This is a genomic window from Streptomyces sp. 2114.4 (assembly GCF_900187385.1).
Taxonomy (GTDB): Bacteria; Actinomycetota; Actinomycetes; order Streptomycetales; family Streptomycetaceae; genus Streptomyces; species Streptomyces mooreae.
On sequence record NZ_FYEY01000002.1, the window covers coordinates 44,865 to 58,215 of the forward strand.

A 13,351-nucleotide genomic window follows, 5' to 3' on the forward strand; every position below is an offset into this window, starting at 1 on the left:
CAAACCGCGACAGCATGGACACCCGCCCAAGGAGCCCCGCATGACCGCCGCTACCTGGCCGTTCGGAACCGACGCCGACCGCGACGACCCACTCACCGCCCTGCGCATCCCCGTCACTGGTACCCACCCCAAGTGGCACTACATCGCCACCTTCGACCGCGGCTCCGAGGCCCGCCCCACCGACGCCGAGGCAAGGATGCTCGCCAGCTTCATTGAGGAGTACAAGGAGTACTTCTTCAACGACTCCTACAAGGCCAAGCTGCTGAAACGTCCGCTCGACGTCGACGCCGTCACCAAGATCTTCCACAAGTGGGGTGACAGTGACTGGTCATACCGCGTCGTCACCTGGCAGTACGGCCCCTTCTGGGTCCCGGTCTCCCCGCGGCTTCGAGGCGGAGAGTTCGAGTACGACCTGCTGCCCGCGCACACGCTGGAGCAGGTCATGGACCGCTGCCACAGCATGCACACCGAATACCCCAGCAAGCACTGGGCGGAGTGGAAGGCCAGCCACCCCGAGACCTTCGGGGATGACCAGTGACCAGCCACGCCCTCGACGCCGCCGGCGGCCCCACGCTCACCGACTGGCTCGACACCGACGAGCACCGCGACCAGGCCTGGAACCTCCACCAGCACATCGCCGACCGCGAAGGCCCGTACGCCGCGGCCGCGTGGCTCATCGGCGCCAGCACCCGCCCCACCCGCAACGGGCACAGCACAGACGCCCGCGCAGCCGCACACGCCCACATCAACGCCCGGGAGCAGCAGTGACCAGCACCCACCCCGAGCAGGCCACCGACGAGCAGGTAGAACAGCTCGCCCGCGGCCTCGCCGGCGCAGCCCACATCAACCCGCAGCGCACCGCGCCGCCATGGGACCAGCTCACCCCCGAACAGCAGGACCAGCACCGGTCAGAAGCACGACGCAGCAGCAGCGCTGAGGAGGAGCGGTGATTGTCACGCTGGCCGTGATCGCCGCCCTGGCCGTCGGGTACCTCGCTGGCCGCACCCGCCCGATCGAAGCCCTCGACAACCGCCTCAATCCCTGGATCTGGAAGCAGGCCCGCCACGCCAGCGCCAAGCGGCACCCCGGTTGGTGGATCGCTCAGATCTACTTCCTCGGCTTCATCCTCATCCACCCGATCCAGGCCATGAGTAACCGCCGGGAAAACCAGCGTCGGCGTGCTGAATCGGCCCAAACGCCATGTTTCAAGCCTGCCTTCGACCCGAACTGGGCCGTCAACCGGACCAAGAAGGAGCAGCAGTGACCAACACCATCCCTGACTCCCTCGCCAGCTACCTGCAGCAGCGACAGGCCGCCCACGCCGACAGGGTCCGCGCCGTTCTCGCCGCCCTCACCGGCTGGGAGCAGGCGCTGGTCCATGACGCAGCCGTCATGGGCTACGTCCAGGGCATGCGGCACCCCGAGGGCGAGCCCATCGGCAAGGACCGGCAGACCATCGCCCACGTCATCGACGCCTGCTTGGCGTTCCCCGACCTCTACCCGGCGATCAAATCTCTCGAGGCTTCCACGGAACGGCGGGAGACTGTCGAGTATTTCGTCCAGTGCCAGCAGCCCGACGGCACGTGGGAGCAGGCCGGCGGCACGACCCAGAACCCCGCCCTCGTCCTCCAGCGACTCGCCGCGCGCCGCCGGGCGCAGCCGGACTTCGAGTACCGCATCGCCCGGCGCACCACTACAGCCCGCGTCGTGACGTTCGATGTGGCCGACAGCGAGGAGCAGCAGTGACCGACGACCTGCGGCAGCGCATCGCCTCCGCCATGGCGGAGGCTGCCGGAAGCCGCGCGTTCCGCAACACCGACCCGGCATGGAACCACATGCGGTCCATCTGGCTCGCCCACGCCGACGCCGCCCTCGGCTCCCTCCGCCCCGAGCTGAAGCAGCTGCGGACCCGCGCCTGGAAGGCGGAACGTGCCGTCAACCTCCTCGCTGGCTCCCACCGCCGAGCCGAACAAGCCGAGGCGACCATCGCCCGCGCTGCGGAACGCCTGGCTGTATGGGAGCAGCGACTCCCCGAGACCGTGAAGCTCGCGCCCATCATCGAGACGGTCCGCCGCGACCTCGGCATCGAGGAGGCGTCGTGCGCCGAGTGCGGGCATCCCAAAGACCAGCACCAGGACGCGGACGAGCCCGTATCTGTCGGCCTGTGCACCGTGTGCGACCAGGCTGGCAGCGACGACGCCTGGCACAACTACGAACCCCAGGAGCAGCAGTGACCGACCCTATCGACCAGCACCTCGCGGACAGCGCCGCCCGCACCGAGACCGACCACGTGCTGGACCGGCTCACCGCCGACAACGACCGGATGCTCGCCGCCCTCGACGAGGTCATCGACGTCGAGGCCGGCCTCCAGCAGATCCTCGACCGCGCCAAGGAGGCGTGATGCCCGCGACGCGTCGAACGGGGCGTGACCGGCGTGACGGCCGAGTGAGCGCTGGGTGAGGGTTCGATGACCGACAGCAATAGAATTCAGCCAGACGCGACAGCAGCAACACGGCCTGCTACACCTGACGTCAACACGCCCGTGGCATATGCACGCAACGCAAAAATCGACTGCCGCCCGACGGCCCAGCCACCGGCCAGCTGCGAATGACCGGAGCGGGCCGCCGGCGCTGACAGCCCAGACAAGCCCGCTCCACAACAGGCCCGCCCGTCACCCGCGTTACCGGCGACACCGCCATCATTGGCGAATATTCAACCGAATACATCAGCGAATCCTTCCTAGGAAGAACACCCCAACAAAGCCCCGCCCCAGGAGAACGCTTGGACAGCACCGCGCTCGCCGGCCTACTCGAGGCCCGCCGTGCCCTCATAGACCCGGCGACCGTCCCCGGCATCCAGGTCGCCCAAAACCCCGGACGCCGAGCCGCAGGCCGAGGCCTCACCCAGTCCCACGTCGACCAAATGGCCGGCTACGACAACAACACCTACAACCGCCTCATCAACGGCAAAATCCACAACCCCAGCTTCAAGCTCCTCCGCGCCTACGCCAACGCACTCCGCCTTACCGAGCAAGAGTGGGTGGCCATGTGCCGCTACGCCCGCGGCGACGACCCCAACAGCCGCCTCCACCCCCGCTCAGGCCTCGAAGTGCCCGGCATGTGGAAGGACGTCATCGACGGCAGCCGGCACATGGCGTACATCACCGACCAGTCGTACAACCTCCTCGCCCACAACGAGCCTTTCGTCAGCCTGTTCGCCCACCAGCAACCGCCGCCGAACATGATGGAGTGGATGTTGCTGTCCGATGAGGCACGCACCACCCTCACGGGCTGGAAGACCGTCTGGACGCCGTACGTCCTGCCACAGCTACGCGGAGCGCGCGCCATCCTGCCCGACGACGAAACCCTCGCCCGCATCGAGGACGCCGTCATCAAGGACACCGAATGCGGACCGCTGTACGAGGAGCGCTCCACCGCCCAGGTCCACCCCGACGGGCAGGAACGCCCCCTCCTCCACCCCACGCTCGGGCCGTGCTGGGTGCAGATCTGCGCGGCAGAGCCCCTGTCCAGCCCCAACGCCCGGGTCATGTTCGTGAAGCTGAACCCCGGCGCCGACCCCTCACAGATACGCCGCCCCTACCTACGAGCCGCGGCTTGATCACGGCCCGCCCGAGGCACACCGGGCGGGCCATCGCCGTATCGTGAAGGCTTCACCAGGGGGAGGCCTCATGCCCGTGCACGTCACCCGCCCCACCATCGACCATCCCAACCACTGGGCCACGACCGACGACATCTGCGACAACATCACCCAGCACCACCCCGACCACCCCAAACTCGGGACCGTGCTGCGCGTCATCCGCAACACCGGCGTCCAACGCCGTGCACTCCACCACCCCCTGGAATCCGAGCAGATATCCGGCAGCCTGGGTGTCGCCGACCGCAACCAGCAGGCGTGGGACGACGCATCGAGCCTCGCCGAAACCGCCGCCGAGAGGGCCCTCGAGGAAGCCGGCCTCCAGCCGAGCGACATCACCGCGATCGTCACCAGCAACACCACCAGCTGGGCCGCCCCCGGCCTCGACGTCCACCTCGTCGAGCAGCTGCGCCTGCGCCCCGACGCCCGCCGCATCGCCCTCGCCACCGTCGGCTGTATTGGCGGCGCCCAGGCCCTCACCCGCGCCGCGGACCTCGTCGCCGCGCACCCGGGCGCCCGCGTCCTTGTCGTCGTGTCCGAGGCCCTGTCCACGATCTACCACCACGGGGACACGTCGATGGAGTCGATGATCTACAAGGCGTTGTTCGGAGACGCCGCCTCTGCCTGCATCGTCACCGCCGACCAGCTCCAGCCGGGCATGCGCATCGACGACACCTGGGAATATCTCCTCCCCCACTCCCGCGAACGCTACTGGGGCCGCATCGACGAGGCGGGCATTCACTTCGACTCCACCCGCGCCGCGACCACCGCACCCACTGACGCCATGCCCGCCCTGCGTGACTGGCTCAAGCAGCACGACGGCCTCGCCCCGGCCTTCGCGGTCATCCACGCCGGCGGACCCGCCATCCTCAACGCCGCCCAGAAAGGCCTCGGCCTCACCGCGGCACAGCTCACCCACTCCTGGGCCAGCCTCGCGCAGGTGGGCAACCTCGGCGGCGCCTCCGTCCTCGACGTGCTGCGCCGCACCCACGACACCCCACCAGCCGACGGGGACCGCGGCGTCACGCTCGCCTACGGGCCAGGGTTCGCCACCACCGCACTCACCGGCACCTGGGTCAGCTGACCGCCCCCTTCCGACCGCGCCCTGGTAGGGGCAATGAATCCGGCGAACCGCGCCAGCATGGGGACATGGCCCCTTCCCCTGAACCCCAGCCCGACCGCATCGTCCTCAACGACGCCACCATCTGGCCCACCATCGCCGAGACACCCCGACGCCAACAGCTCTGCGACTGGCTCACCGCCAACGGCATCGACTACCAGAACGTCGCCGTGCCCGACCCGCTGACCGTGGAAACCGTCCCGGACGGCCAGCGCATCATCCGGCACACCGTCTACCTGCTCACCGATGACGGTTACCGGTACACCGACCCCAACGACCCCAACCAGGCCGCCCGCGAGGAACGCACGGCGCCCCTTCTCGTCGAGCCGCCAGCCGAGGAGCAGCAGTGACGCAGCACCACGCGCCCGCCTGGGCGATCGACCTCGTCATAGCCCTCCAGCAGCACGAAGACGAGCACCCCGACAACGGCACCACCTGCCTCATCGACCCGCTGAACGCCGTCCCCGAAGACGCCCGGAACGCCGCGCAGATCATCGCCGCCTACCGCCAGCAGAGCCCACCACCCGACCTGAAGAAGCAACTCGACGAGGCCGAGAACCAGGCCCGCGGATGGGAGCAGAAGTACTTCGAGCTGGGCGAGAAGCGCTCCGAGGCCCTGGCCGCCATCGACCGGGTGCAGAACGTCTCCACCGCACCTGAGGCCATGGACGCCAACGAGCCTGACCGTGGCAGCTACCTTCGTGGCTACAAGCATGGCGTGCTCGCCGCCAAGTCCGCGCTTCGCTCCCCGACCGAGCCGTCCGCCACGTCCGCCAATCACCCGTGCACGCACTGCACTCACCCAAAGAGCGCGCACATCGCCGACCCGGTCTGGTGCCGCCACTGCCCACCCGATACCAGCTACGTCGCCGCCCCGGGCTGGCATCAGTACGATCCAGTCGAGGAGCAACGGTAAGCGACCGGGCCAGCAGCATCATCGGCGCGGTCCTGGGCGTGGCTGTCGGCGGCATCCTCACCGTGTACGGGGTGCGTGTCGCCATCGACTGGGCCATCGCGCGAGCCGTGCAGGCTGGCTGAGACACTGCCGGGGTGCCGGCCCCACCCGAGCCCCACGAGGCCGTCGAAGCCACACCCTGGGCGCCCGGCCAGGGCCCTTCGCCCACCGTGCAGACGTGGCCGCGGACGAGCCGGCCCGCGCTCCGCGTCTTCATCCGCGGCCAGTGGCGACGCTGCCCCGTCATCGCCGTGCACCGGTACCGGGACGGCCGGACCGCGGTGCAGGTCGACGTGCACCTGGACAGTGACACCAGCTATCAGGCCCGCACCTACCGCTGGGACCCCGACGCCATGCGCATCGCCGCCGCTGGGGACCCGCCGCTCGAGCCGTGAACGTGGGGCGCCACACCGTCCGAGGAAGAAAGCGCCGCGGCACGACGAAGCCCCACCCAGTTCGGGCGGTGCGTCTCGGTACGTGGATCAATCCGACGGCTCCCTGCCAGGGTGGTGGTTTGAGCGATGCGGCAACCCGAGAGCCCTCTTCCAGTTCTCCACCGTCCCCAGGCTCACCCCCAGCTCCGCGGCGATCTGCGTCGCCGTGAAACTGGGACTGGCCCACAGTTCCCGAAGCTGGCGCTCCACTTCGGGGTCAGAGATCTGAGGGCGAGCAGCATACGGGCGCCTGGGCTGCGTAAGCAGGCCCCGCTTCCGCGCCGCCACGCGCTCACGAACTTCGCGCCGCATGCGCTCAAGACACTCACGTCGAGCCTCATCCAGCCTCGCCCTAAACTCAGGGTCAGCTCTCAATCTCTTCAGGCGACCAAGGGGTAACCCGCATCGCCTGGCAGCCTCGGCGAACGCCACGGGCTCCTGCTCGAAGATCTCCACCAGCTGGGCGACGAAGCTCTCGTCTGTGCGCGCCGCCGCGTCGCCGCCTGTCCGACGGCTCGGGAGATCGAGCTTCCTGCGCCACCTGCTGATGGTCTGCGGGTGGACGCTGAACCGTTCTGCGATCTCGGAGATCGGGACTGAGGGGTCAGACCATGCGGCACGCAGGCTAGCCACCTCCTCTGCCGTCAGCTGCGAGAGCGGGGTCTGGTCCTGCCATCGCGCCGCGATGAACGCCGCATTCAGGTCCGGATGTTCCCGCCGCCATTTGTCGACCTTGAAGCGGCTAACGTCCGGGCCTGCCGCCTCCAGAGCATCCGGGATGGAACACCCCTGCTTCAGCAGCGCAGTGAAGCGATCCGGGGGAGACATGGAAGCGAGCTTGAAATGCCGCTCCAGAGCCACGAATGACGGGCAGTGCCGCCACTCGGAGGGCCCTGCGGGTGCCTGCTCAGGGCTGGCGGACCCCTTGAGCGCGAGAAGGTATGCGCACGCCGCCTCCACGGCCTCGATCAAGTCGCCGCCGCCGTCCGGGGTGTCTTCGTGGCGGGCGATGGCGGCAGCGAGACGCGGATGTCCAGGCGCCGAGGCCCGCACCCGCTTCGGCGGCACCCCGACTGAACGCGACGCCTCGGGCAGGGTCATCCCCAGGTCCATCTGCTCCGCGACACGGTCGAGCAGGGCGGATGGCGGGGCGTTCTTGCGGCGGCGCGCCTCCTTGGTCTCGTCGTTGTGCGCCCGCCGGCAGTCAACGCACCGCCCGCCGAGCCGCCAACCGTAAGGGGTCCCGCAGTGCTTCGTAGGCGCCTCGCACGACCCCGCCACTAGACGGCTCCGTTGCGCAGTTCTCGTCCGCGCGCCGCCTGTGGCGCCGAGCCGGACGCCACTTCCACGTCGGACGCGTAGGCGATGCGCAGCGCCGGCACCTCCTGGGCGACGCGGGCCACCACCGCCCGGTGCCACGCCGCGGGAAACGGGACCTCCGGATGCGCGGCGTGGTACTCCTCATCCGTCCGGTAGGTCACTGCCCCCGGTTCCGGCGTGTCCATCAACTGGTCGACGATGCCGCCCACGAACTCGCCGGTGCGCCGCTCCAGATCCTCCACCTCAAGTCGGACGCCGTCGGGGATGGCGTACTTGCCAGCCTCCCAGTGCCGCACGGTGCGGGCGGACACGCCCAGGTGCTGTCCGAGCCACTCCGGGGTGACGTTCAGGTACTCGCGGACCACGCGCAGTTCGGCGTCCGTCATCCGCTCGTCCTCCGGCATGCCGGGCGGGTCGGTGTAGTCGGTCATTGGGTCCTCCATGCGAAGGCGGCCCCAGGGGGCACCTGGGGCCGCGGGCGGTTCGGTCAGTTGGTGGCGCGGGAGACGGTGACGACGCCGCCCGTGGGGACGGGCTCCCAGTCGCCTTCAACGGTCCAGCCGGCAGCCTCCAGGAGGCTCTGCGCTTCCTTCTCGGCGCGGCCGGTACTGCTGTCAGCGGCGGGAACTCCGGTCACCGCGTGGAACAGCGGGTCGCCCTGGGAGGACCAAGCGCCGTCGTTCGCAGGGTTGTCGCCGATGAGTTCGTCCTCCAGGACGGTGACGTCGATGTTGGGCTGGTCCAGGCAGGAGGCGTCGGTGGTGAGCCAGGCGGTGAAGTGAGTGGTGGTCATGTCCGGGTCCTTCCGGTTGCGGCCTGGGGCTTCTCCCCGGGCCGGGATTGGTGAGAGGGGTTCAGAGGGCGGCGATGGCGGTGCGGATGCCGGCGACCGTGCGGGCGACGAGGTTGATGGTGTCGCGCTCGCCGTTGAGGTAGCGGATCTCGAACTCATCGGCGCCGCGGTGCTGGGCGTAGAGCTGACCGTCGGCCGCGTCGAAGTAGATCTTGTCGATGGCGCCAAGCAGCTGACCGGCGCGGTTGTTGGCGATGCCGCGGCCGCCGAGGGATGCGGAGGAGATGCTGCCGGAGCCGTAGCGCTCGACCTCGATGCCCGCGAACTGGGCCCAGTCGTTGAGGTAGACGCGGTCCATGGTGCCGCGCTGCCAGCGGTTGCCGCCGATAGCGGTCATCGTCTCGATGGTGAAGGCGACGGCCTTCTTTGCGGGACGCTTGAGGGCACCGATGGTGATGCGGTGGGCGAGGGAGGCGGTGTCGATGATCCAGCGGCCGGCCTGCTTGGTGGCGGCGACGACGCCCTTGCGGCACCAGGTGCGGATGGTGGCGACGGTGACGTGGGCTTCAAGTGCGGCGGCGGTGGTGTTCATCGACCGGTTCCTTCCGGCGGGGTCTGGGGCTTTCCCCTGACCTCATAACGACAACTTTAGCTTCCAGATCTGGAAGCCGCAAGGGGTGGTGGCGAATCAGATTTGCACCACCTGCAAAACCCCAGCCCAGACGCACGAAAGAGCCCCACCGCCCGAAGGCAGTGGGGCTCTCGAGGGTGGCCCCCTCGGTTACGTGTACGACGGTAGCCGGATCGCCGCCAACCTGGCCAGGAGTTCCGCCCCGGCCGGATCCGCCGGTCCGACGTTGGCCCGCAGCAGCTCCAGCAGCCGGTCCGCGGGAAACAGGGCGACGCCGCGCACGCGGAACCCTGCGCCGTCTACCGGGGCGTTGTGCACCACGATCAGCGGCGTCACCGGCACACCACCCAGCGCCTTCGACACCTCCCTCGTCTCCCACAGCGCCGTATCGACCTGCCGGTCCCGGTCGGCGCCGCCGTGCATCAGCCGGCCACCGACGAGGCGCACCACCCGCGGCTGACCTTCTTCGTCCCGCGCAGCCCACAGCTTCGAGTCCAGCGTGAACACCTGCCCGTCCCGCCCGACCAGCACGTGGTCGACGTTCGCCGACCGCCCCACGCGCCGGTCCGGCAGCACATGCCAGCCCTCGCGCAGCAGCGGTTGGAGCATGGCGTGGGTGCGCTTCTCCCCGACCGAGCCCGCTGCGCAGCGCTCCCTGTGGCGGCGCTTGCGGCCCATCTCCGGCGTCTCCACACCCACCGCGGCCACCAGGTGCTGCCACCACCGCAGACGCCCCTGCTCGCGGCCCCACGCGGCCGCAGACTGTCCCGCGATCACCGCCTACCTCCCGCAGCAACGACGCCCGCGGCGATGGCGATCCAGCCCTTATGCCACGCCTGGTCGATCCGGTAGCCGGCCTGTGGGTCCCGGGTGAGCCAGCCGCCCTTCCTCGCCCGGTGCGCGGCGCGGACCATCCGCGTCGTCGGCTGCTTCTCGGGGTCTTCGGCCCAGCGTCCGCCGGAGCGATCCGCGGCGTAGTGCGTGACGGCGGAGACGAGGAGCCCGGCCGTGGCGTAGCGCCAGTTGAGGCGCAGCCCCAGGCCGCGGTCCGCGGCCACGAGTGCGAGGGCCTGCGTGGCGGTGTACGAGGCGACGTGGCGCAGGCACGCGACGCGGCCCTTGGCGCCCTCCTTCCCTTTGTCGACGGCATCCTCATCGACCTGCACGATGTGGTCGGCGACCTCATGCGCGGCCGTCAGGGCGGCGTACGCGGCGGAGAACTGTACGGCGCGATTCACCGGTGGTCCTCCGGTCGGTCCATGGAGTACGTGGCGAGGAGAGTCAGACCTGCCGCGGCGGCGAGCACCACGACGAAGGCGATCGGGAACGGCAGCTGGTCACCGATGAGGTAGGCGCCGGTCATGACGATTGCGGCTATCACGACCGCGACGACAAGCTCGGCGCGCTCGTGGCGGCGCGTGGTTTCAGGCATGGCGATTAGACCCCTTCCAGGGCTGGTGTGACTGTGAGTGGTGACGGGCGGGACGCTTTGGGTCTCCGCCCGGTGATGGTGTCTAAGATGTCCGGTTCATCGCGGCGAACTGGTCACGCTGCGTGGACCGACATCCGGCCCGGCAGCATCTGCACGCCAGCAACATCCTTCGGCTCAATCAGCCCCCGGATCAGGGCGATTGCCACAGCGTGGGTGCGGTCCCGGGCTCCGAGCTTCAGGTACGACTTGCGCAGCGTCCCGTTGACGGTGTCCTTCGTGATGCCCAGGTGCCGGGCGATCATCTCGTTGGTGTTGCCGTTCGCGGCGAGGCGCAGAAGCTCCAGCTCACGACGGGTTATCGGGAAACGGGAGTCGAGAGGCCGGTGACGGCATCCCCTGGCCTTGTGGGGTGCGGGCCCGCCGCTGGTCGGCGACGGACCCACCTGCACAGGAACAGTCACACGGTCCTCCCCGACCGGCGGTCCAAGTCCAGCACCCACGCGGCAATCACCGCGGCACACTGCACCAGTTCCTCACGCAACTTCTCCGGGTCGCTCTCCGCGAACGCTTCCTGGACCTCCTCGTTCAGGATGTCCCGCCACGTGACCTCTCCCAGATCGGCCATGGCCTGGCAGGCGTGCCGGGCTCGGTTGGCCCGCTCCTCGTCACCAGTGATGGCCGTCCCGTTGGGGTGCGCCTGCTCTCCCCACTTGGCGAGCTGTCGCTGACGCTCGGCGTCAACGTCCTCGGCAAGAACCTTTACTCCAGGGCTTGCGAACATCGTGATCCGTGACATGGTCAGTTCTCCTCGGTGTAGTTGCGGCTGGTGTCGCAGGTGGTGGTGTTGCGGCGGTACGGGAGGCGGCCGGACGGCAGGGGCGCCACCCGGGCCGGCATGACGAGCGGTGTCGGGGCCGGGGCAGCAGCGGTGTCGACCGCCCACAGGCGCACCCACACCCCGCCACGGCGCCACGAGCAGGCGACGACACCGGGCTCCGAGTAGTCGACCTGCGGTCGCAGCTCGGCCGACGCGGTCACCGGCTCGAGGCCGTTCGCGAACTCGCACATGGCTTGCTCAGCGTGCGGGCCGGTCACGCGGGCCGTGACCATCGGCGAACCATCAGCGGCCATCTCCGTCGACCAGGGTGCGAGCAACGCCCCGTACTTCTTGCACGGGCCCGCGAACTTCCAGGCGTCGGCGGCCTGGCGCTGCACCTCGGCGGTAGTCGGCTGCAACGTCTTGGGCAGGGTGGGCAGAGGCATCGGGTCTCCTCGGTCAGGCGGCGGTCTGGTGGGTGCGGGCGGTGCGGGCGCGGACGCGGGGGTGGAGAGCGTCGCGGCTGGCGGGGTCGAACCCGATGGCGATGGCCAGCGCCCGGTAGTGGTCTTCCTGCTGCTCGGCGGTCCACGGGCCGCGGGGAGCCGTCCAGTCCTGCACGCGGCCGGTCGGCACGTCCTCGGCGGGAGCGGGGCAGGCGCGCAGTGCGGTCAGCTCGGCCTGCGTTTTGCGGGCCTTGTCGACGCGGCGCTGGCAGGCCTGCCGGGCACTGCACACGTGCACCTCCGGGCCGCCGATCCCGTCGGTGGGCACGGCAATGAAGTAGCGGTCGCCGATACGTCCGCACTGGGAGCAGCGCTTCAGGTTGAGGTCGAGGGTGGTTGCGTCGGGAAGGGTGACGAGCACGACGGGCCTCCTGGGCGGTGTCGGCGGGGCCGGAAGAGGGCCGCCCCGCGCTGGGGGCTTGGGGCGGCCGTGGAGCCCAGGGGGACGGGCTCCGGACTGTGGGTCAGGGGGAATCACTTCCGGCGTCACCGATGCGGCCCAGATGGATGCGGATGGAGTCCGCCACCATCCACGCGCCGTGGCCGGTGTCGTAGTTGCCGAACTTGAAGTGCTTCTCCTTGCTCCGCTCGGCGATGACCTCCGCCTCGCGCAGCCCCTCACGCCGTGCCTCAGCGCGAACCTCATCGAGCAGTGCCTGCGCCTCCGCGTGGGTGTGCGTGGCGTGCAGCATGTTCGCGATCCGCTCACTGGCCGGAAGGGCCTTCTCTGCGGCGACCTTCGCTCGAACTCGGGCCTTCGCGGCTTCCCTGCTGTCCACGGCGATCTCCTTCAGTGCAGGTGGATGGTGGGTCAGGCGGCTTTGGCGAGGACTGCGCCGACCGTCATGGGCACGACGCGGGTGCGGTACTCCGACGCGTAGACCCGGCGGCCGGCGTACGCGGACTGGTCTGCGACGTCCTTCGGGGCGGTGTCGGCGAGGAGCCGGGCTTCGACTGCGGGGACGTTGGCGTCGGGCACGCAGTACTGGGTGGCGGTGGCGACGACGTAGCCGTTGGCGTCGAGGAGTTCGACCTGGTTCATGGGGTGCTCCTCACGCTTCGGGCTGTCGCCGTGTGGCCTGACATGTGAAGCATGACAGATTTCGAGGGTCCACACAACAGGTTCAGTGAAGGTGGAGACGAACGGGCAACAGAAAGGCCCGCCCCCAACCGGGAACGGGCCTGCCACCAGCGGCGACTAGAACGGCGGATCGTCGTTCCAGCCGCCGGCCTGCGACTGACCAGACGCCGACGACGCCCACGGATCCTCAACGCTCGCCGAACCCGGCGCCTGCCGCGCCTGCTGGAACTCCTGCCGGTCCTGGCCCTGGCCGCCCGACTTCTCCACCTGCGCAGTGGCGAACCGCAGCGACGGACCGATGCTGTCCACCAACAAGGCAGCCTCCGAACGCTTCTCGCCGTTCTTCTCCCACGACTCCGTCTTCATCCGGCCGACCACCATCACCTCCATCCCGCGCTGCAACGAGGCGGCAACGTTCTCCGCGGCCTGGCCGAACGCCGTGCCACGCACGAAGAACGTCGCGTCGTCGACCCACTGGCCAGACTGATCCTTCTTCCGGGAGTTGAACGCCAGGCGGACCTTCACGACCGCGCTTCCCGAGGCGCTGAACCTAAGTTCCGGATCTTCGATGAGTCGGGCAATGCCGCTCAACTGGGGCAGGGACATGG

The 13,351-nt window shown here is 69.4% G+C and carries 26 protein-coding genes; 12 read left to right on the forward strand and 14 right to left on the reverse strand.

The window, feature by feature from the left end; genetic code table 11:
• Positions 1 to 40: 40 nt before the first annotated feature.
• From CFW40_RS35525 to CFW40_RS35575, 12 genes are all read left to right on the forward strand, one after another.
• Positions 41 to 538, forward strand: a complete 498-nt coding sequence (locus CFW40_RS35525; RefSeq protein ID WP_088802609.1) for a hypothetical protein — start codon at positions 41 to 43, stop codon at positions 536 to 538.
• Positions 535 to 768: a hypothetical protein gene (locus tag CFW40_RS35530; RefSeq protein WP_088802610.1), complete on the forward strand. Its 234-nt coding sequence runs from the start codon at positions 535 to 537 to the stop codon at positions 766 to 768. Before CFW40_RS35525 ends, CFW40_RS35530 begins: the two co-directional genes overlap by 4 nt.
• A complete protein-coding gene (locus CFW40_RS35535; protein WP_088802611.1) occupies positions 765 to 950 on the forward strand; it encodes a hypothetical protein in 186 nt (61 codons plus the stop codon). The genes CFW40_RS35530 and CFW40_RS35535 overlap by 4 nt, the downstream gene beginning before the upstream one ends.
• Positions 947 to 1,264 carry a hypothetical protein gene (locus tag CFW40_RS35540; protein WP_088802612.1) on the forward strand — a complete coding sequence of 106 codons (318 nt, stop codon included), beginning with the start codon at positions 947 to 949 and terminating at the stop codon, positions 1,262 to 1,264. The genes CFW40_RS35535 and CFW40_RS35540 overlap by 4 nt, the downstream gene beginning before the upstream one ends.
• Complete coding sequence (locus CFW40_RS35545; protein WP_088802613.1) at positions 1,261 to 1,746, forward strand: hypothetical protein; 486 nt, start codon at positions 1,261 to 1,263, stop codon at positions 1,744 to 1,746. Before CFW40_RS35540 ends, CFW40_RS35545 begins: the two co-directional genes overlap by 4 nt.
• Positions 1,743 to 2,234 carry a hypothetical protein gene (locus CFW40_RS35550; protein ID WP_088802614.1) on the forward strand — a complete coding sequence of 164 codons (492 nt, stop codon included), beginning with the start codon at positions 1,743 to 1,745 and terminating at the stop codon, positions 2,232 to 2,234. The genes CFW40_RS35545 and CFW40_RS35550 overlap by 4 nt, the downstream gene beginning before the upstream one ends.
• Entirely contained in the window at positions 2,231 to 2,401 is a 171-nt protein-coding gene (locus CFW40_RS37495; protein ID WP_176956739.1) for a hypothetical protein, read from the forward strand. Before CFW40_RS35550 ends, CFW40_RS37495 begins: the two co-directional genes overlap by 4 nt.
• 380 nt (positions 2,402 to 2,781) lie before the next feature.
• The gene (locus CFW40_RS35555) at positions 2,782 to 3,618 is read left to right on the forward strand and encodes a helix-turn-helix domain-containing protein (protein WP_176956738.1); all 837 of its coding nucleotides are present in this window, start codon (positions 2,782 to 2,784) and stop codon (positions 3,616 to 3,618) included.
• A 70-nt stretch (positions 3,619 to 3,688) separates the two neighbouring features.
• Entirely contained in the window at positions 3,689 to 4,738 is a 1,050-nt protein-coding gene (locus CFW40_RS35560; RefSeq protein WP_088802616.1) for a type III polyketide synthase, read from the forward strand.
• A gap of 65 nt (positions 4,739 to 4,803) precedes the next feature.
• Positions 4,804 to 5,124 carry a hypothetical protein gene (locus CFW40_RS35565; protein WP_088802617.1) on the forward strand — a complete coding sequence of 107 codons (321 nt, stop codon included), beginning with the start codon at positions 4,804 to 4,806 and terminating at the stop codon, positions 5,122 to 5,124.
• Positions 5,121 to 5,690 (forward strand): hypothetical protein, encoded by a 570-nt coding sequence (locus tag CFW40_RS35570; protein ID WP_088802618.1) that lies wholly within the window; start codon positions 5,121 to 5,123, stop codon positions 5,688 to 5,690. The genes CFW40_RS35565 and CFW40_RS35570 overlap by 4 nt, the downstream gene beginning before the upstream one ends.
• Positions 5,691 to 5,824: 134 nt before the next feature.
• Positions 5,825 to 6,124 carry a hypothetical protein gene (locus CFW40_RS35575; RefSeq protein WP_088802619.1) on the forward strand — a complete coding sequence of 100 codons (300 nt, stop codon included), beginning with the start codon at positions 5,825 to 5,827 and terminating at the stop codon, positions 6,122 to 6,124.
• 87 nt (positions 6,125 to 6,211) lie between these two features.
• Here CFW40_RS35575 and CFW40_RS35580 read toward each other — a convergent pair whose 3' ends face one another.
• The 14 genes from CFW40_RS35580 to ssb form a co-directional block, all read right to left on the reverse strand.
• Positions 6,212 to 7,264: a hypothetical protein gene (locus CFW40_RS35580; protein ID WP_143034618.1), complete on the reverse strand. Its 1,053-nt coding sequence runs from the start codon at positions 7,262 to 7,264 to the stop codon at positions 6,212 to 6,214.
• 179 nt (positions 7,265 to 7,443) lie between these two features.
• A complete protein-coding gene (locus CFW40_RS35585) occupies positions 7,444 to 7,914 on the reverse strand; it encodes a DNA-binding transcriptional regulator (RefSeq protein ID WP_088802621.1) in 471 nt (156 codons plus the stop codon).
• Positions 7,915 to 7,970: 56 nt separating this feature from the next.
• Positions 7,971 to 8,276 carry a hypothetical protein gene (locus CFW40_RS35590; RefSeq protein ID WP_088802622.1) on the reverse strand — a complete coding sequence of 102 codons (306 nt, stop codon included), beginning with the start codon at positions 8,274 to 8,276 and terminating at the stop codon, positions 7,971 to 7,973.
• 61 nt (positions 8,277 to 8,337) lie between these two features.
• Positions 8,338 to 8,868 carry a hypothetical protein gene (locus tag CFW40_RS35595; RefSeq protein WP_088802623.1) on the reverse strand — a complete coding sequence of 177 codons (531 nt, stop codon included), beginning with the start codon at positions 8,866 to 8,868 and terminating at the stop codon, positions 8,338 to 8,340.
• Between the two features lie 189 nt (positions 8,869 to 9,057).
• Complete coding sequence (locus CFW40_RS35600) at positions 9,058 to 9,684, reverse strand: nuclease-related domain-containing protein (RefSeq protein ID WP_119098175.1); 627 nt, start codon at positions 9,682 to 9,684, stop codon at positions 9,058 to 9,060.
• Positions 9,681 to 10,145 (reverse strand): hypothetical protein, encoded by a 465-nt coding sequence (locus CFW40_RS35605; RefSeq protein WP_256331852.1) that lies wholly within the window; start codon positions 10,143 to 10,145, stop codon positions 9,681 to 9,683. The genes CFW40_RS35600 and CFW40_RS35605 overlap by 4 nt, the downstream gene beginning before the upstream one ends.
• Positions 10,142 to 10,339: a hypothetical protein gene (locus CFW40_RS35610; RefSeq protein ID WP_088802624.1), complete on the reverse strand. Its 198-nt coding sequence runs from the start codon at positions 10,337 to 10,339 to the stop codon at positions 10,142 to 10,144. Before CFW40_RS35610 ends, CFW40_RS35605 begins: the two co-directional genes overlap by 4 nt.
• A 113-nt stretch (positions 10,340 to 10,452) precedes the next feature.
• Positions 10,453 to 10,800: a helix-turn-helix transcriptional regulator gene (locus tag CFW40_RS35615; protein ID WP_176956737.1), complete on the reverse strand. Its 348-nt coding sequence runs from the start codon at positions 10,798 to 10,800 to the stop codon at positions 10,453 to 10,455.
• The gene (locus CFW40_RS35620) at positions 10,797 to 11,135 is read right to left on the reverse strand and encodes a hypothetical protein (protein ID WP_088802626.1); all 339 of its coding nucleotides are present in this window, start codon (positions 11,133 to 11,135) and stop codon (positions 10,797 to 10,799) included. The genes CFW40_RS35615 and CFW40_RS35620 overlap by 4 nt, the downstream gene beginning before the upstream one ends.
• A 2-nt stretch (positions 11,136 to 11,137) precedes the next feature.
• A complete protein-coding gene (locus CFW40_RS35625; protein WP_088802627.1) occupies positions 11,138 to 11,602 on the reverse strand; it encodes a hypothetical protein in 465 nt (154 codons plus the stop codon).
• 13 nt (positions 11,603 to 11,615) lie between these two features.
• Entirely contained in the window at positions 11,616 to 12,023 is a 408-nt protein-coding gene (locus CFW40_RS35630) for a hypothetical protein (protein WP_088802628.1), read from the reverse strand.
• A 103-nt stretch (positions 12,024 to 12,126) separates the two neighbouring features.
• On the reverse strand, positions 12,127 to 12,441 hold the full coding sequence (locus CFW40_RS35635) for a hypothetical protein (RefSeq protein WP_088802629.1): 315 nt from the start codon (positions 12,439 to 12,441) through the stop codon (positions 12,127 to 12,129).
• Positions 12,442 to 12,473: 32 nt separating this feature from the next.
• Positions 12,474 to 12,704: a hypothetical protein gene (locus CFW40_RS35640; RefSeq protein WP_088802630.1), complete on the reverse strand. Its 231-nt coding sequence runs from the start codon at positions 12,702 to 12,704 to the stop codon at positions 12,474 to 12,476.
• 156 nt (positions 12,705 to 12,860) lie between these two features.
• The gene (gene ssb, locus CFW40_RS35645) at positions 12,861 to 13,349 is read right to left on the reverse strand and encodes a single-stranded DNA-binding protein (protein WP_088802631.1); all 489 of its coding nucleotides are present in this window, start codon (positions 13,347 to 13,349) and stop codon (positions 12,861 to 12,863) included.
• Positions 13,350 to 13,351 lie beyond the last annotated feature (2 nt).